The 17,907-nt window shown below is 44.0% G+C and carries 17 protein-coding genes and 1 tRNA gene; 14 read left to right on the plus strand and 4 right to left on the minus strand.

Annotated elements, in window-relative coordinates; genetic code table 11:
• Positions 1–32: 32 nt before the first annotated feature.
• Positions 33–1,211, plus strand: a complete 1,179-nt coding sequence (locus NST94_RS09730; protein ID WP_248549329.1) for an MFS transporter — start codon at positions 33–35, stop codon at positions 1,209–1,211.
• 90 nt (positions 1,212–1,301) lie between these two features.
• On the opposite strand, the gene NST94_RS09735 is transcribed toward NST94_RS09730, so the two are convergent.
• Positions 1,302–2,063 carry a methyltransferase domain-containing protein gene (locus tag NST94_RS09735; protein WP_339281909.1) on the minus strand — a complete coding sequence of 254 codons (762 nt, stop codon included), beginning with the start codon at positions 2,061–2,063 and terminating at the stop codon, positions 1,302–1,304.
• A 237-nt stretch (positions 2,064–2,300) separates the two neighbouring features.
• On the opposite strand from NST94_RS09735, the gene NST94_RS09740 reads away from it, so the two are divergent.
• The 8 genes from NST94_RS09740 to NST94_RS09775 all read left to right on the plus strand — a co-directional run bounded on the left by NST94_RS09740 (position 2,301) and on the right by NST94_RS09775 (position 10,552).
• Positions 2,301–2,384: transfer RNA gene (locus tag NST94_RS09740), tRNA-Leu, on the plus strand.
• A 174-nt stretch (positions 2,385–2,558) separates the two neighbouring features.
• Positions 2,559–2,999, plus strand: coding sequence for an OsmC family protein (locus NST94_RS09745; protein ID WP_076125055.1), 441 nt, complete (start codon positions 2,559–2,561; stop codon positions 2,997–2,999).
• A gap of 57 nt (positions 3,000–3,056) precedes the next feature.
• On the plus strand, positions 3,057–4,745 hold the full coding sequence (gene lpdA, locus NST94_RS09750; protein ID WP_339281910.1) for a dihydrolipoyl dehydrogenase: 1,689 nt from the start codon (positions 3,057–3,059) through the stop codon (positions 4,743–4,745).
• A 188-nt stretch (positions 4,746–4,933) separates the two neighbouring features.
• Positions 4,934–5,347, plus strand: a complete 414-nt coding sequence (locus NST94_RS09755) for a MarR family transcriptional regulator (protein ID WP_248549275.1) — start codon at positions 4,934–4,936, stop codon at positions 5,345–5,347.
• A 529-nt stretch (positions 5,348–5,876) separates the two neighbouring features.
• Positions 5,877–6,206 carry a helix-turn-helix transcriptional regulator gene (locus NST94_RS09760; RefSeq protein ID WP_076133666.1) on the plus strand — a complete coding sequence of 110 codons (330 nt, stop codon included), beginning with the start codon at positions 5,877–5,879 and terminating at the stop codon, positions 6,204–6,206.
• Positions 6,203–6,760 (plus strand): DUF2812 domain-containing protein, encoded by a 558-nt coding sequence (locus NST94_RS09765; protein ID WP_076278624.1) that lies wholly within the window; start codon positions 6,203–6,205, stop codon positions 6,758–6,760. The genes NST94_RS09760 and NST94_RS09765 overlap by 4 nt, the downstream gene beginning before the upstream one ends.
• Positions 6,761–6,965: 205 nt before the next feature.
• Positions 6,966–10,070: a PAS domain-containing hybrid sensor histidine kinase/response regulator gene (locus NST94_RS09770; RefSeq protein WP_076278625.1), complete on the plus strand. Its 3,105-nt coding sequence runs from the start codon at positions 6,966–6,968 to the stop codon at positions 10,068–10,070.
• A gap of 86 nt (positions 10,071–10,156) precedes the next feature.
• Positions 10,157–10,552, plus strand: coding sequence for a NusG domain II-containing protein (locus NST94_RS09775; RefSeq protein ID WP_036679457.1), 396 nt, complete (start codon positions 10,157–10,159; stop codon positions 10,550–10,552).
• Here the strand turns inward: NST94_RS09775 and NST94_RS09780 are convergent.
• From NST94_RS09780 to NST94_RS09790, 3 genes are read right to left on the minus strand one after another with little or no spacing between them, the layout of a single operon-like run.
• Complete coding sequence (locus NST94_RS09780) at positions 10,545–11,420, minus strand: TIGR03943 family protein (RefSeq protein WP_339281911.1); 876 nt, start codon at positions 11,418–11,420, stop codon at positions 10,545–10,547. The genes NST94_RS09775 and NST94_RS09780 overlap by 8 nt on opposite strands.
• A 50-nt stretch (positions 11,421–11,470) precedes the next feature.
• The gene (locus tag NST94_RS09785) at positions 11,471–12,460 is read right to left on the minus strand and encodes a permease (RefSeq protein WP_339281912.1); all 990 of its coding nucleotides are present in this window, start codon (positions 12,458–12,460) and stop codon (positions 11,471–11,473) included.
• Positions 12,457–13,485, minus strand: a complete 1,029-nt coding sequence (locus tag NST94_RS09790) for a GTP-binding protein (protein ID WP_036679372.1) — start codon at positions 13,483–13,485, stop codon at positions 12,457–12,459. Before NST94_RS09790 ends, NST94_RS09785 begins: the two co-directional genes overlap by 4 nt.
• Before the next feature lie 203 nt (positions 13,486–13,688).
• Here NST94_RS09790 and rpmG point away from each other — a divergent pair, with 203 nt between their 5' ends.
• The 5 genes from rpmG to NST94_RS09815 all read left to right on the plus strand — a co-directional run bounded on the left by rpmG (position 13,689) and on the right by NST94_RS09815 (position 17,902).
• Positions 13,689–13,838: a 50S ribosomal protein L33 gene (rpmG, locus tag NST94_RS09795; RefSeq protein WP_076098468.1), complete on the plus strand. Its 150-nt coding sequence runs from the start codon at positions 13,689–13,691 to the stop codon at positions 13,836–13,838.
• 48 nt (positions 13,839–13,886) lie between these two features.
• Positions 13,887–15,095 (plus strand): GTP-binding protein, encoded by a 1,209-nt coding sequence (locus tag NST94_RS09800; RefSeq protein ID WP_076301231.1) that lies wholly within the window; start codon positions 13,887–13,889, stop codon positions 15,093–15,095.
• 218 nt (positions 15,096–15,313) lie between these two features.
• Positions 15,314–16,021 carry a metal ABC transporter ATP-binding protein gene (locus NST94_RS09805; RefSeq protein WP_076184339.1) on the plus strand — a complete coding sequence of 236 codons (708 nt, stop codon included), beginning with the start codon at positions 15,314–15,316 and terminating at the stop codon, positions 16,019–16,021.
• Entirely contained in the window at positions 15,967–16,833 is an 867-nt protein-coding gene (locus NST94_RS09810) for a metal ABC transporter permease (protein WP_076125073.1), read from the plus strand. Before NST94_RS09805 ends, NST94_RS09810 begins: the two co-directional genes overlap by 55 nt.
• Positions 16,823–17,902 carry a metal ABC transporter substrate-binding protein gene (locus tag NST94_RS09815; RefSeq protein WP_076301230.1) on the plus strand — a complete coding sequence of 360 codons (1,080 nt, stop codon included), beginning with the start codon at positions 16,823–16,825 and terminating at the stop codon, positions 17,900–17,902. The genes NST94_RS09810 and NST94_RS09815 overlap by 11 nt, the downstream gene beginning before the upstream one ends.
• Positions 17,903–17,907: the final 5 nt, after the last annotated feature.

The raw sequence follows: 17,907 nt of genomic DNA on the forward strand, positions 1-17,907 counted from the left end.
AAAGCGAAGGACACATTCAGAATAATAGCTTAATGGACAGCAAATATGATCGCTGGCTACTTGTGCTGGGAATTATTTTTATCGCTGCAGCGCTGCGGGCTCCATTTACTTCTGTGGGTCCATTAATACAATTGATTCAGGATGACCTCGGCTTATCCAATACTCTAGCAGGAGCTATTACTACTTTACCATTATTGGCTTTTGCCATCTTGTCCCCGTTTGCTCCAAAGCTGGCCCGCCGTTTTGGTTTAGCTAATGTGTTATTAGTTGCCATGGTCATGCTGGCTATGGGAATTCTAATTCGCTCGGGATCTGGAGCAGGTCTGTTGTTCACAGGTACTGCTATACTTGGATTATCCATTGCCGTGTGTAATGTACTACTTCCAGGTCTTATTAAAGGGAAGTTTCCTCACAAAATCGGGCTAATGACAGGTATCTACACGGTTTCTATGAATTTATGCGCAGCTATTGCCTCAGGAATTAGTGTACCGCTGGCAACGAATGCTGGATTCGGTTGGAGAGGGACCTTGGCCATCTGGTTTATGATCGCAGCTCTAGCAACAGTGTTCTGGATTCCGCAAATGCGTAAGCTTAATCAAGGAACCGGCTCTAAGAGTGCAGCCTCAAGCAAAAATATGTGGCGTTCATCTCTTGCTTGGAAAGTCACGATCTTTATGGGCTTACAGTCACTGCTTTATTACGTCTTTATTGCCTGGTTTTCGGTTCTCCTTGGTGAACGGGGAATGTCGTCGAGTAATGCGGGTTGGTTTCTCTCGCTCATGCAATTGGCACAGCTACCCTTTACTTTCTTCGTACCGCTGTGGGCAGGCCGGATGAAGAACCAACGTATTCTAGTTATAATCACTGCTGTTCTTTATTTTATCGCATTAGGTGGCATCTGGCAGGGCAGCGGCGCTTTAATGGCTGTCTGGGCGGTATGCTTTGGTATTGCCGGAGGATTTGCCTTCGGTCTTGCGATGATGTTCTTCAGTCTAAGAACAAGAAGCACGCAAGAAGCGGCGGAGCTGTCAGGAATGGCCCAATCTGTGGGTTATGTACTGGCAGCAATGGGACCGGCATTATTCGGCTGGCTGCATGATGTAACGAACAGCTGGACGGTGCCATTGATTTTACTGCTGGGTGCAAGTGTGCTGTTGATGGTTGTCGGGCTTGGCGCTGGCAGTGATCGGTACGTTGGAGATAGAAAATAGGATCCCGTGTAAAAAGAGTGTACTAGCGCGTTTTAAGCGCCAGTGCACTCTTTTTTGACTATTGAACATGAGAAGTATTTCTTATCTATTCTAGCTTCGTTTGTAAGCAACAATCCGGATTCTGCGATAATCCATTACCCAGCGGCCGTCCTGATATAGCTTGGATTTCAATTTCTGTTCCATAGAAGAGAGAACTTCTGCGCGTTCGGTGGGTGTGAGCACGCTTAAGATTCCATCGGCAAAAGTATTCAGCCACCGCTGAAATCCTTGCTCCAAGCCTTCCAGTGGTGTTGGCCGGTCAAAACAAAGAGCGAGGTCCACGGTCAGTCCGTGCTTCTCTAGTAGAGTTGCATACTCGCCAACGCTTGGAAAGTACCAGGGCAAATGCAGCTTATGACTACAGCCAATGGCTGCAAAAGCTTGTGGAAGGCCAGCGACGATGGAAGCAATATTACCCAGTCCACCGAACTCGGCCACGAAACGGCCGCCTACCCGCAGGCTGGCAACAATGGACGCCGCCGCTCCGTTTGCGTCTGTTAGCCAGTGAAGGGCAGCGTTGCTGAACACAGCATCGACTGGCTGTTCCGCGACATAAGTTTGCCCATCAGCTAAGACAAAGCTTAGATGGGGATGTTTGTCACTGGCTGTCTGAATCATTTCGGCAGAGGCATCAATACCTGTCACAGTGGCGCCCCTAGCAGCAATGGCTGCCGCCAAATCCCCGGTTCCACAGCCCCAATCGATAATCTGTTCGCCTGGCTGTGGGTGAAGCAGATCAATTAATGATTCTCCAAACTGAGACACAAAGGCCATATCAGTATCATAGGTTTGGGTATTCCACTGCTGGTTCATAAGTATTCATCCTTTCTATTGATCGATTATTCCGACATCTCCGTCATAGCGCCTTACTTTATCTATGTTGTACCATAGGAGGCTTTATAATAGAAATATATAAACTGAATAATATTGATTGGTTGTGCCTATGAGTCTATATGAAGCCTATTTCAAAAACACAAAAACCTTGCGTTTTAAGTGCAGAGGGAGTATAGTATTATGTACAGGCGGTTTTGGTCGCCAGTTACATAATATGCGGTCATGGCGGAATTGGCAGACGCGCTGGCTTCAGGTGCCAGTGGTAGCAATATCGTGGAGGTTCGAGTCCTCTTGACCGCATCCTATCAACAAAAACAGGTTTCTGATTTACCTATTCAGGTAGATTGGAAACCTGTTTTTTTTTATTGAATCAGGTTCGAGTTCTTCTTCGAAAAAATACTTACTTAGCTAAGTATTGATATTCACCGATTACTATGTTATTATTTTCACAATCTTAAGGAGGAGGTAATACATATGTTAACTACTTTTAAAGCGACAGCTAAAAAACTGCCTAATGGAATGCAAGTTGAAACCAATTCTAGAGGTTTTAAGATTATTATGGACGAACCAGAGGATTTGGGGGGGACCGATGTTGGTTTGAATCCCGTCGAGGCGTTATTGTGTGCCTTTGGTGCATGTCAGTCCATTGTCGCTAGTGCCTTTGCAGACGCTAACGATTTTAGCTTCGAAGAATTTTATGTTGAACTTGAAGGAGACTTAGATCCGGATGGTTTCATGGGTCTTGCAGATGTGAGAAATGGTTTCCAAGAAATTCGTTTTGTTATGCATTTTAAAACCAACGAAAGCCAAGAAAAGGCAGATGCTTTTGCAGACTTTATCGAGAAGACATGTCCTGTTGGGGATTGTCTTGCTAACGGTGTGAAGCTGGTAAAAGCAGGCGTAGTCATTCACTAATACATTCGCTTGAGGGGGCTCTTTATGAGTCCCCTCAAGGATATGAGGAGCATAACGATGGAAATAAAAATGTCTATGATTCCAGGTGGCAAAAAGGGGAAAGCAGGCAAGATAAATGTAAATATCGGAGACAAGATATCTGCAGGAGATACCTTGGTACAGATTGAAACTGGAAAAGGCAACAGATCGATTGAAGCGGCAGAAGAGGGTATTATTATCAATATATTATTTGAAGAGGGGGGCGAGATTGCCTCAAATCAAGTCTTATTTGAAGTAAATCCAATCCAGGTGGAGGCTCCGGTCCAATCATCTGTCCCACAACCTGCAGTCGCCGTGCAACAAACTCATGCTATAAACCCTGACTTGCTTATCATTGGAGCAGGACCAGGAGGTTACGTTGCCGCTATTTATGCAGCAAAAAAAGGACTTCAGGTAGCGATGATTGAGAAAGAAGAATTAGGAGGTACCTGCTTAAATGTTGGCTGTATCCCTACAAAATCTTTAGTCAAATCATCTGAAATCTGTCATGAAATAAAAAACTCCTCTTTGTTTGGTATAACAACAGGATCTGATCTTCAAGTGGATATGAAGCAGGTTATTCGTCGTAAAAATGAAGTCAAAGAGAAATTGGTCTCCGGCGTTGGTTATTTAATGGAAAAAAACGGTGTTCAGGTTGTTCGCGGCCACGCTTCGTTCCTATCGGCGCATGAAGTGAAGGTAACCGGCGAAAATAGTTACCATATTTCAGCAAAAAATATCATTGTGGCAACAGGCTCGAGGATTTCCAAGGTGAACATCCCAGGAATTGATCTGCCATTTGTAATGAACAGTACTGAAGCGCTCGCCTGCGAAGAGTTACCAAAGGTAATAACTATCATCGGTGGTGGGGTTATCGGCATGGAATTCGCCTTCATTTACCGTAACCTAGGAGTTGAAGTTCATGTTGTAGAATTTATGGACCGTCTGCTAACGATGCTGGACAGTGATATTTCGGTAGAAATTATGTGTTTAGCTCAGCGGGCTGGGATTCATATTCATACCAACTCCAAAGTTTCCAAAATCCAACGTGCGGATGATGGTCAGGCGATTGTAACCTATGAGAATAGTGAGGGTGAGCATCTGCTAGTTAGTGAAAAAGTATTGGTCGCTATTGGACGCGAGCCTAACCTAGAGGGTCTGGATATCGAAAAAGCAGGTATTCAACTAAATGAACGTGGTAAAGGTATTGCCGTTGATAAACAAATGCGTACGAATGTAGAGAATGTGTATGCGATTGGCGATGTAACTAACATTATTCAGCTTGCTCATGTTGCTTCACATCAGGGCATTACGGCTGTAAACACCTTACTCGGCGAATCCCAAGATATGCATTATTCCGCGGTACCGAATGTAATTTTCACCTCTCCAGAGATTGCCAGCGTCGGGCTGTTGGAAGATGAATGTAAGGAGAATGGGCTGGACTATCGCGTGAGTAAGGCATCTTTTGCAAGTAACGGAAAATCATTGACTATGAATGAACCGGAAGGTTATATCAAATTAATCAAAGATAATGGCTCCGGAAAGATTGTGGGAGGGTCTATCATTGGTCCCGATGCGTCTTCTCTGATTAGTAGCCTTACACTTGCGATTGCCAATGGGCTTACGGAACAACAGATTACACAGACAATCTTTGCCCATCCAACTACTGGGGAAGTAATTCATGAAGCTGCATTCGGTTTAGGAATTGGGGCGTTGCATCAAGGATAAGTTGTTCTATGTATCTCGGGAGACGGATCCCCTACTGCAGCCTAAATAAATGAACTATTTGATCACTTGAAAAGTATGTTCAGCTTCCTTAATATATTTTGCTATAATAAATTAGAAAAGAGTTGATTATTTTAAGATAAAACAGTTGGGATTGGTTGGTGTAAACATTGTTTAATTTAGATGACTGTATGGCCTTTATTGCAAACCGTAGTGCAAAAATATTCGCGGAAGCCTTGGAAAAGGAATTTCGGCCGTATAATATGACCCGGAGCCAATGGATTGCGATGTATTACATCTATACCAGTGAATCCATTACCCAGAGAGAACTAGCAGATAAAATGTCTATAAAAGAGCCCAGCGTAGTCAGGCTGCTTCAAAAATTAGAATCTGAGGGGTTCTTGCATCGCTCTGGCACCCATGCGGATAAGCGAGTCAAGCAGTTGGAATTGTCAGATAAGGGAGTACAGATCTATCTCGATTTACTGCCGGTTGCCGAAAAGTTTAAAGATGATACGATCACCAATATTTCTGAACAGGATCTTCAAACGTTTAAAAATGTATTAGGTGTCATGGTTGAAAATGCCTCAAAAGAGAGACCATAAAAAACTATGCAGAACAAAATAAAGAATAGGTCAGGTTGGGTATGTTCCTTTTTTACATATCTTATCTGGCCTATTTTTTGTATAGACTTTTGTAGTTTTAGTATATGTACGAACAGTGTCTGCTAACGGACCGTATGGCCGCTATTATTGATTTTTGGCACATTTTACAGAGGTTTCGGACTGCATAGCGCTTATTGCTAAGGAATCGTGTGAAAAGCGAGTGTTTGGAGACGAATAGCTGCATCTGAGTCCGAACGTAAGCTGAAACACGCTATTTTTCGGAAATAGCGGCATCTCAGTCCGATACTTCATAATGAGGAAGGAATAGGTGCCACGGTGGGAGTATCTAGCTGCTGAGTAGCCCCCCAACTATCCGTCCTAGCTAAGTGCTAGGCGTTTTTTTTGTTGCGCTCATAATCGCTGCGATGAAAAAATGGGTGTTTTTGTATTGACAATTATATCGGCTTCCGTAATAATGGTATTACGGAAGCCGATATATCGACAACAGTAATAGAATGGGGATGAAATAATGCCTGAAAGCACAGAAAGAGGCGCATTAACTGAAGCTGTATTTTATATCTTATTGTCTCTATATACAGCAATGCACGGATACGCAATTATGCAGAATGTGAAGGACTTAAGTAACGGTCGGGTTGATCTGGGCGCGGGCACTTTATACGGAGCACTTAACACTTTACTGGAAAAAGGCTGGATAAAAGCAGTGGAAGGGGAGCAAGGTTCTCGTAGAAAAGAATACGAAATTACCGGCTTAGGAAAGTCAGTGATTCAGGGAGAGATCATCCGTCTGGAAGAATTGATAGCCAATGGTAAGAGAATAGCTGGAGGTGAGTCCAAATGAAACATGTGGTTCGCAAGCTGATTTGGGATTATGAGAAGGAAGAACAGTGGCTTAATGAAATGTCTGCGAAGGGGATGGCTCTATCAGAATTATCTTGGTGCAAATATGTGTTTACAGAGACCCCCAATAATGAGTACACGTATAGAATTGAGCTTTTAGATAACTTGCCGGATCATCCGGATAGCATCAAATATATCAAGTTTTTAGAGGAAAACGGTATAGATTGTGTGAGTACTTACATGCGCTGGGTTTACCTTAGAAAGAAGTCAGTGGAAGGTCCGTTTGATATTTACACAGATCTGGAATCCAGAATAAAACACTATAAGCGAATCAACAGGTTATGGAAATCTGTAATGTGGTTAGAGTTGATTTTAGGCCTATTTAATGTGATGATTGGTGTAATAAATTATTCTTTTTCATCACAGAATCTCAGCATGGTAAACGTAATAATGGGCGGAATGTTGATTTTGTTAGGTCTTGTTTTTTTAATTATTGGTGCACCTATCCGTAAGAAAATTAAGAAGCTTCAGCTGGAAAATTTGATAATAGAATAGGACTTTAGAGTTGTAACATGCACACACGGCAAGTTTCCTTTTCAGAGGGAGACTTGCTGTTTATTTTTGCGGAGTTTTACTGCGAAAGTTACCAGTCTATCATTTAGGACTCAACTATCAAGCTTATTTACCGAAAAAAAGGTATACTGAAATTATTACAAGTTTGTTAATATAGTCCCCCATTTTCAAAAGAGGAGGCTTACAGGTGTCTGATTTTCTTTTTAAACAGCTATACTTACGGTCTTCTATCGGGATTGCGGTAGTCTCTCCAAAGGATGGGACGTTATTACAATCGAATCCTGCGCTATGCCAAATGTTTGGTTATGCAGAAGAAGATCTTTTGAATATAAATTATCTGGATCTTGTGTATCCGGAAGATAAAACTAATAACGATCATTCCGTTATCCTGAACGATTTGTTAGCTGAGCCTGGGACTGCATTAGAGAAAGAACGGCGGTTCTTGCGTAAGGATGGAGAAATCATCTGGGTAGCCCAACATATATTTTTAATCTATCAGGAGAATTCCAGTGAACCCTATGTCCTGATTTCTGAGTTAACGGATATCACTGACCGAAAACTTGCTGAACAAAAGATTCATGAAGATGAGCAGTTATATAATTTGATTACGAAAAATACACCGGATATGATTTCTTTTGGCGATCCTGACGGGACACTGCACTACGTATCTCCCTCAGTGGAGCTGCTATTAGGTTATTCCGCACAAGAAATGATAGGTACCAAAAGACCCGAGTATTATCACGTAGATGATGCTCTAGAGATGATTGAACAAGGTAAGATATATTCCGATACGGACGTATTTACTCGTAGAGCCCGTCATAAAGATGGACATTATTTGTGGATCGAGAGTTCTTCCCAAGTGGTACGTGATGAGCAGGGGAACGTTAAACAGATATTAACCATTGGTCGCGATATTACTCAGCGCAAGAAATACGAGGATATGCTGGCTAAAGCGCAACACCTTGCGAAGATGGGATCCTGGGAATGGGACATGACAAAATCACGGCTGACGGTTTCCAGAGAGATGCGTAATATTTTTGGCTTTTTGGAAGATGAGAGCAATCATTCTTATTTTGATTACAGACGTGTTTTTGCTTGCATTGATCCTGACGATTTCATCAGACTTGAACGGTTAGTACATCAATCCATGGAGAATGGGACTAATGGCGAAGTAACGGTCCGTATTCATAGTGCGGATGGAGAGCTGAAATATCTGGATGCGCACTGGGAAGTGATTACGGATGAAGAAGGAAGACTGCTGCAGATCAGCGGGATAGCCCAGGATGTCACCGAACGTCAACGAATGGAAGAACAACTGCGGGAAAGTGAGCAGAACTATCGTCTGATCTCAGAAAATTCTATGGACTTCATTTCACGTAATGCAGCGGACGGGAGCTTTACCTATCTGTATGCCTCACCCATCTGCCAGACTATGTTTGGCTATGCACCAGAAGAAATGTGCGGAACTAGAGGGATTGATTACATACATCCGGAGGACAGAATCAAATTAACTTCATATCTCAGCAATTGTATGGAGGGGAAGAAGCTTGAGCCTGTTATTCTCCGGTTTATTTGCAAAGACGGAACCTGTATTTGGACAGAAACGACACTGCGGTATATTTACTCTGAGACCTGCGGGAATCAGGAGCTTGTCTGTGTAACCCGCGACATTGGGGAACGTACGCGTCATTTTGAAGAAATACAGAAATTAAGTAACGAGTATGCGCTGATCTTGAATTCGGTCTCTGAGGGCATATTTGGGATGAACCTTGAAGGCAACACGATGTTCATTAATCCAGCAGCCATTACTATGTTGGGTTTCGATCCTACTGAGTGGGGAAACAGCAAATTTCATGCGATTCACCAAACCTGGCTGGATAACGAGTCTTTTACAGGAATTCAGAAGACGCTGCTTCCTTCGCGCTCCAATAATCTCACTATTGAAGATAGGGAGGGTGTGTTTTGGAGGCAGGATGGTTCAAGCTTTTTAGTCAGATATCGAATGACCCCACTGTTTGATGGTGATGAACGGATTGGGGCGGTTGTCGTCTTTCGTGATATCACGGAGGAGAAGGAGATTGTGCGGGCGAAGGAGTCTGCCGAGGAAGCGGACCGGGCAAAATCGGAGTTCCTAGCGATCATGAGCCATGAGCTGCGTACGCCTATGAACGGTATTATTGGGATGGCTGATCTTTTATCTGGGACGGAGCTGGATGAAGAGCAAAGCTACTACACACAGATCATTAACAAAAGCGGAGAGGCATTGCTTCATATTCTGAATGAAGTGCTGGATTTCAGCAAAATTGAAGCAGGCATGATGACGCTTGAACTGCAAATGGTGGATTTGCATGAAGTGATACAGAACGTTTGTGAACTGTTTTATCCGAAGGTTAAGGAAAAAGGGCTTTTACTTACTAGCGAGTTATCTCCTGAGCTTCCAGCCGTCATCATGACTGATGGGGCGAGATTGCGTCAAATTCTCGTAAATCTGGTTGGGAACGCAGTGAAATTTACGGAGACAGGTGAAATCAGTATCTCTGTTATGCTAGAAGCCTCAGAGGCATCCGGAAATCTTATCGTGAAATTTGTCGTAAAAGATACTGGGTTGGGGATTCCAGTTTCCAGCCAAGGTCTATTATTTCAATCCTTCTCGCAATTGCATCCGTCGATCAATCGTAAATATGGCGGAACAGGGCTTGGCCTTGCCATTAGTAAAAAGCTGGCCGAGCTTCTTGGCGGATCTATCGGTGTAAATAGCTGTGAGAATGAAGGCTCGGAGTTTTATTTTACAGTGGAGGTTTCTCTTCCCAAAGAGGAATGGGATCAGAAATTGACCGTCAACGCCTCAACGGATTTGGTCAGAAATGATAAATCCACTGTTAAAGAGTTAACTACCGGTGAATATGGACCGATGTCCATTCTTATTGCTGAAGATCATCCTGTGAATCAGCAGCTTATGCAGGCGTATCTGAAAAAGAGGGGATATGTTCCTGACATCGCCTTAAATGGTGAGGAAGCAGTTCGGGCTGTGCTTTCCAATCATTATGATCTGGTATTTATGGATATTCAGATGCCTATTATGGATGGAATAGAAGCAACAGGAATCATACGTGAGAAGCTTGGGCTGAATCCAATCATCATTGCGGCTACAGCCTTTGCCAGAGATGAAGATAAGATGATGTGTCTTAGTGCTGGAATGCAGGATTTCATTTCTAAACCCATCTCGATAAAAGAGCTCGACCGGGTATTAAGAGAGTGGTCTGCCCAAATTCGTTTAGGTGAGCATCATTGACAAATAAGGTTATGATTAATATATTGATATTAATCGTAATCATTACGTATATTATTTGTCATGAAAGGATTCTTATCTTGCTAACAATGAAGCGCGGGGATATTTTAATTATTGTGATAGCCTTGTTAGCTGCGGGCTTGATTTATGGCATGAAGTGGTGGGACAGCAGCAATGAGCAGTATCAGCAAGGGGATTTGAAAGCTATAATTACGGTGGACGGTAAAGAGTACAAAACCGTTTCTTTGACTAAAGAAGAACAAATTATAGATATTCAAACGAAATTCGGCCACAATACGCTAAAGGTGTTTGATTATGGAATCCAAATGACCTATTCTGATGCTCCCTTAAGAATTGCTTTGGAAATGGGGTTCATCTCAAGACCCAAACAGCAAATTATCTGTATTCCAGCTCGTATTATGGTAGAAGTATTTAATCCTAATAAGTCTGAGAATGATGAGGATGAGCTAGATGCGATTATTTAGTAATCTTAGATGAACCTTCTAGCTCCTTCCATGCGGTGATAGAGTCAGGACTGGTGTAGATGTAAGGTGTTACGGGTTGTTTGATAGGTGTAATAGACTCTGCACTAATTTGCATAATTTCTTGACCTTTATAGGGAACAACTTGAAGCTTGCCCCGGACCTCTATCCAGGTATCGGTAGGCAGGCTTTTTAGCTTGCCGGAATCCACTAATATCCCAAAAGGTGTAGCATCGGCAGTACAGCATTGGACCAGAAATCTACCTATGGCAAAAGAATTCTCTGAATGTTCACCTTGATCACGATATAAAAAGCCGGAAATAGTAATTTCTTTGCCTGCAAATTGTTGTTTGTACAGCTCAAGCGCACCTAAAGTTTCGGAGAAAATCGCCGAATAAACTGGGACCACAGGTTGTGCATAAAGGATCTTGGCCAGCTCGGTAAGCTCTTCATGGTAAGGATCAATGGACTCGAATCTCGCGGAATTTTTAGCTTCAGTGGGCAAGGAGGATAGGGAGATTCCTTTTTTAGCAGCAGCCATACTTCCCAATGCGCGATCAGGAAGAAGAAATCCGAGCAGCAGTGGAAAAAGGAATAATCCATATAGCGCTGTACTTTTGAAAAAAGAATGTGGGAGCCGATGCTCGCAGTCACAGAGAACACTACCTTTGCCAAATAAAGCCTGTATGGTCAGACTGAGCGCCATAAGTGTCAGCGGGATTGGGCATAATTGAACCCAGCGTGCCAGTTTAGGAGCTACATAATAATGCAAAGCGTCCTGCTGTACCAGATGCCCGATATAGAGGGCGAAAGCGAGCAGAATGACCGCCCTTAAGAAATAGTGAAACCGGATGCTACGAGAGTCATTCATGCTCTATCCTCCTACCCATGTTGTAAGCAACAGCTTACCACCTCTATGAATTACAGCCACAAGGACATGAATACCGCCCCAACAAACACGCTTGCGAAGATCAGAAAGAACAAATAAAGAGCGAATTTGGTCTTAAACAGTGAGAGCAACATCAATGAATTTTTGAAATCCAGCATGGGTCCGAATACCATAAAAGCGAGCAGAGCCCCAGATGGAAAAGAATGTACGAAGGTGGAAGCTACAAAGGCATCTGAGGTGGAGCAGAGCGAGAGCACAAATGCCAGTCCCATCATGAAGAAATATGACCCCAGCGGCTTAGCTCCGATCGCGGCCAGACTGTCTTGAACCATAAATGTCTGAATACCAGCGGTTAACAAGCAGCCGATCATTAAATATTTCCCCATCTCAAAAAACTCATCTGAGGTATGGACGAAAACAGCGGCTATTTTTCCCCCGCGAGAATTATTGTGATGAGCTTCCCCCGTTTCACGCTGAACATTTAGGCGGATGGGAGATTTTTTGACCGTTGCGTAGATTATCAAGCCTATGAGACAGGCTACAACAAACGCCAGACCCATACGGGCATAGGCCAGCTCCGAGTGGCTGCGAAATGCTGTCATGGTCGCCCCATAGACGACAGGATTTAGGATCGGTCCGGACAAAATAAAGACGATAGCCACGTAAACAGGCATACCTTTATGGATAAGCCGGCGGACGAGCGGGATCATTCCACATTCGCAGACCGGGAAAATAATTCCGAGCAGACATGCGAACAGAATGGCCGGAAGAGGTCGCCGCGGAATCCACCGGGAAATCATTTCATCCGGGATAAAGACGCGAAGCAGTGAAGATAACAATGCTCCTGCTAATACAAACGGCAAGGCTTCCAGCAATATGCCGATAAAAGCGGTTTTGAAGGTGTCGATGTACGCATTATCCAACAGTTCCAGATGATTCGGCAGCCATACAAAACCAATGATAATCAGGAACGAGATCGGGAGGAGCAACGGCAGTATTTTTAATGGTGAAAAGGTAGTCAAAACTCGAATAAGGCGGACCACCGATCTGCCAGCTGTTCTTCATCTATATTCATCCCGATGAACACTACATAAGGCATACCAGGATAACGAGAGGCTTCCCAGGTAGTACGCATCCCCGCATATTGAACAAGCTGAACCGGCTCCTGTTCGGACAAAAGAATATGCCCCTTGGCACGTAATAGGTTGTCACCCCATTCTTGGAAGAAGGCCTCTAGGCGTTCTTTAGAAGGCATAGTTGTCCTTACCTGCGGAATGGTTAACGTGATGGCTGTTACCTGCGAGAAAGAAGCATGCTGCTCCTCATGCAGCTCTTTTACAGCGGTTCCCCCATGCTCTGAATGCATTTGTTTCAGTGATGCTCCTTTGAAGGTTTGAGGCGCTCGCTGCGGAGCCGGAGCTATGATTTTACGTGGGATAATTCCTGACAATATCGGAGACAGGTTGATTTCACTGTAATGGGTGTACACAATTTCAGCCTCCGTATTTTGTTTGCGAACTCCCTTTTCAATTCGCCATAAGGTTTCCGGTTCTACGAGATCACTTTTATTAACGACAATAAGATCAGCTGTGGAGAGCTGCTTACGCAGGGTCCGAACGAGCTGTTTGTCAGAGGAGAGTCTGCTGTTATATTCTAGAGCATTTTCCGCATCTAACAGAGTGATGGTATAGTGCAGCTCCACCAGATCCTGTAGAGGAGTTTCCTGCAACGTTTTGGCGATTTCTTCAGGATCGGCGACGCCGGTCAACTCCATATAAATGGCATCTGGACGTCCTCTCAGCAGCACCATCAGGCTATCTGCCAAATCCTCTTTACGGCTACAACATACGCATCCGTCCAGCAGTTTAGTTACAGCTGTACCGGTATGCTCCTGCAAAATATACCCGTCCACATCTCGTTTGCCCAGTTCATTCATTACTACTCCTGGATTCAGCCCTCTTACCTTGCTCTCTTTCAGCAGGGACAACAGCAGAGTTGTCTTCCCGCTCCCCAGAAACCCGCTCAAAATAATTACTGGTATCTTCATGATCTCCACTCCTGCCTGATTCTCTAGGAATTACAAGAATCATATTTTTTATAATTCCATCTATACGTAATTTGTCCACCAGAAAGACCACAAAATTAAGAGAGTTGAAATTTTTACAAGATCATAGTTGACAGATTGTGAATAAACCGTGTACGATGTGTTAATCGTAATTATTACGATTTAATAAAAAGGAGATGGAAACGATGAGAGTAATCATTACTTTGGCATGTACGGAGACAGGAGATCGCAACTATACCACTACCAAGAATAAACGAAATCATCCAGGGCGTATGGAAATGAAAAAATATTGTCCACGCCTAAAGAGAGTAACCTTACATCGCGAAACCCGTTAAGGGCGGATGTTTTTAATCTTGATTTTATAAACGATAGGAGTGGTATAGTTGAAAAAGCTCCCTGTTACCGTGCTCAGTGGATATTTGGGCTCTGGGAAAACAACATTGTTGAATCATATTCTGCACAACCGTGACGGTCTTAAAGTAGCTGTTATTGTAAATGACATGAGTGAAGTGAATGTGGATGCGAATCTGGTGAAGTCCGGAAATACGCTTTCCAGGACTGAAGAGAAATTGGTTGAGATGTCCAATGGTTGCATCTGTTGTACACTTCGTGATGATTTGATTGTCGAAGTACAAAAACTGGCTGCGGAAGGGCGATTTGATTACATCCTGATTGAATCCTCAGGCATTAGCGAACCTGTACCAGTAGCACAGACCTTTACCTATGCCAATCCCGAGTTGGATATTGATCTGACTTCGCTTGCTCAATTAGACACGATGGTGACTGTTGTGGATGCTGGGCGTTTCTGGCATGACTTCTCCTCAGGTGATAGTCTGATGGACCGCAACCAAACGGCTGGAGAAGGGGATTTCCGCGATATTGTGGATCTGCTTATTGATCAGATCGAAACTTGTGATGTCTTGCTGCTTAATAAGTGCGATCTGTTGAAAGAAGATGAACTCAATAAGCTTGAAGCTGTGCTGCGTAAGCTTCAGCCGTCTGCTAAGCTGATCCGTACAATTAACGGCGTAGTAGATCCAAAGGAAATTCTAAATACCGGATTGTTTGATTTTGAGAAAACAAGCTTATCCTCTGGTTGGATCGCGGAGCTGAATAAAGAGACCCATACCCCTGAGACGGAGGAATACGGGATTTCTTCTTTCGTCTATCGCCGGAGAACACCGTTCCACCCGCAAAGATTAAGTTTTTTCTTTAGCAACTGGCCGGAAGAGGTCGTTCGGGCAAAAGGGGTGGCATGGGTAGCGGCAAAAGGTGATCTTGCAGCTACTGTAAGTCAGGCAGGACCTTCCATTGAGTTCGGACCTGCTGGTTACTGGTTGGCTACAATGCCTAAGGATCAGCAGTTGGAGGTGCTGGAAAGCGAACCTGAGCTGCGGGCAAAATGGGACGAGCAGTGGGGCGATAGAATAAATGAAATCGTATTTATCGGTGTAAATATAGATCAGGCACAACTCGAAGCCAGATTGGACAGATGTCTGCTGACAGCGGAGGAGCTGAAGCAGGATTGGACAAAGTTCAACAATCCACTTCCGTGGCCTGTTGAAGAACTCCTTGCGGCTGCTGAGGAATAGATACTTAGTAAATTAACGGTGGAAATCCGGAATCCAGAAGGTGGGATTCCGGATTTTTGTTGTATTCGAAAAAGGACTAATAGTTATTATTACGATTAATTTTCAGTTTTGGGTTTACAAATCGTAATGATTACGATATTATCAAATTTGTTAAATCGTAAAACTTACGATTTAATCTGGGTTGGACATAATATCAGTCAGAAGGGAGGCGAGGCATGATGATCCTATCATCCATGCGGAATGTAGTGTTCGGGTATGGGGATGAACCTGTTCTTGATGATATCTCATTAGATATTCATATCGGACAGTTTATTGGTATAACGGGACCCAATGGTGCTGCTAAAACCACCCTGCTGAAGCTAATGCTCGGCCTGCTTCGTCCATGGAGTGGAACGGTTCAGTTGAATAAAGAGTTATCAGATAACGGAAAGATGGTTATCGGCTACGTTCCACAGCAGGTAGCTTCTTTTAACGCAGGGTTCCCAAGTAAGGTGATCGAACTGGTTCGCTCGGGTTGTTATCCAAGGCTTGGATTATTTAGACGCTTTACACCTGAGCAGGACGAGATCGTTGAGCGAAGTTTAAAGCAGGTGGAGATGTGGCATTTGCGAGACCGGAAGATAGGAGAACTGTCAGGCGGCCAGAAGCAGCGGATTTGCATCGCTCGAGCATTGGCACAACAGCCGCAGATATTGGTTCTCGATGAACCTACTACGGGGATGGATCTGGACAGTCGTATTGGGTTCTATAAGCTGATGCGCCATGATGTCAGTGAACACGGCCGGACCGTAATCATGGTGACGCATGGCCTGGAAGAGACCAGCTCCTATCTGGATACGTTGATCAGCCTGGAACGAAAGGAGAATGAGGGTTGGCAATGTTTAGTTACGAATTCATGCAACGTGCATTTTGGGCCGGTGGATTAATTGGCATTATCGGTCCGCTACTCGGGGTATATCTCATGCTTCGCCGTCAGGTCCTAATGGCGGATACCCTCTCTCATGTTTCGCTTGCAGGAGTAGCACTAGGCTCAATACTACAGCTTAATCCGGCACTAAGTGGCTTCATGGTAGCGATTCTCGGTGGTATTGTCATCGAACAGCTTCGACGTTCTTATCGTACATATAGCGAGCTTCCGGTAGCGATTATTATGACCTCTGGATTAGCATTGGCAGTTGTACTTATGAGCTTAAAGCAGAATTTAAGTAAAAGCTTCAGTTCCTATCTGTTTGGTTCCATCGTTGCGGTCAGCGACACTCAACTAAAGATTATCGCTGTGGTTGCTGTAATCGGTCTGATCTATTTTATTGTGTTACGCAGATCCTTATATAATCTGACCTTTGATGAAGAGACCGCTAGTATCAGTGGAGTTCATGTGGGCTGGTTATCATTTTCGTTTGCTGTACTAACTGGAATGACAGTCGCTGCTGCGATGCCAGTTGTTGGAGTGCTGTTAGTCTCAGCGCTTATTGTTTTGCCAGCTTCGATTGCTTTGCGTATAGCGTCTGGTTTTACGACAGCTATATTGATCTCAATCGGCGTAGGATTACTCGGCGTTTTTAGTGGCCTAAGTGCCTCGTATTACATCAATACACCGCCTGGTGGGACGATTGCTCTTATACTGCTATCGTTCTTATTAATCGCAATTTTGGTACAGAAGCTGATCCGACTAAGAAATCGTCGGCGAATTCATAAAACTATTTCCAGTAAAGGAGTTACACCTCTCAATGAAATTTAGAATCCATCATTTAGCCATTTTGTCCCTGTCCGCGTTACTTATTGCCGCCGGTTGCGGTAATAATGCTGTTAATTCTTCTACTACTACGAATGCTTCTGGAGCCGCAGAAGCTACAGCCCTTCCGGAGTCATCTAAATTAAATATTAAAGTCAGTTTCTATCCTATTTACGAGTTTACCAAAAATGTGGCAGGAGATCTGGCGGACGTGGAAGCACTCATACCGGCAGGAATCGAACCCCATGATTGGGAACCGACTGCAAAAGATATGGCAGAAATCTCAGATGCGGATATGCTGATCTATAATGGCGCAGGAATGGAAGGCTGGGTAGATCAGGTGCTGGAAAGTGTATCTGGCACTCCGTTAATTACTGTAGAAGCGAGCAAGGGTCTGGACATCATGGAAGGCACGGAAGAGGAAGAAGCTGACCACCACCATGAAGAAGCTGACCACCACCATGAAGATGGAGAGCATGCTCATGAAGAAGAGGAGCATGCTCATGAAGAAGGAGAACATGCTCATGAAGAGCATTCGCATGATCACGGTGGATTAGATCCGCATGTGTGGCTCAATCCTACATTAGCCATTCAAGAAGTGCGTAACATTGAAGCAGCTTTAGCTGCTGCCGCACCTGAACATGCCGAGGATTTTAAGACAAATGCAGATGCTTATGTAGCTAAGCTGGAGCAACTGGATCAAGAATTTAAGGACGGTCTTAAGGATACTAAACGCAAGGATTTTATTACTCAGCATGCGGCTTTTGGATACCTTGCCAAGCAGTATGGATTAACTCAGGTCCCGATTGCCGGACTATCTCCGGAGCAGGAGCCTTCTGCCGCAAATATGAGTAAGATTGTGGAGTTTGCGAAAGAGCATAAAGTGAAGACGATTTTCTTCGAGACACTTGTATCCTCCAGTGTGGCAGACACAATAGCAAAAGAGATTGGTGCCAAAGCAGCCGTTCTAAACCCAATTGAAGGATTAACAGAGGAAGATCGCAGTCAAAACCTGGATTATTTAGGAATCATGCGTCAGAACCTGGAAGCCTTGAAGAGTGCATTGAACGAGTAGATTTA

The sequence above is a fragment of the Paenibacillus sp. FSL H8-0282 genome, assembly GCF_037963825.1.
Classification (GTDB): Bacteria; Bacillota; Bacilli; order Paenibacillales; family Paenibacillaceae; genus Paenibacillus_AQ; species Paenibacillus_AQ odorifer.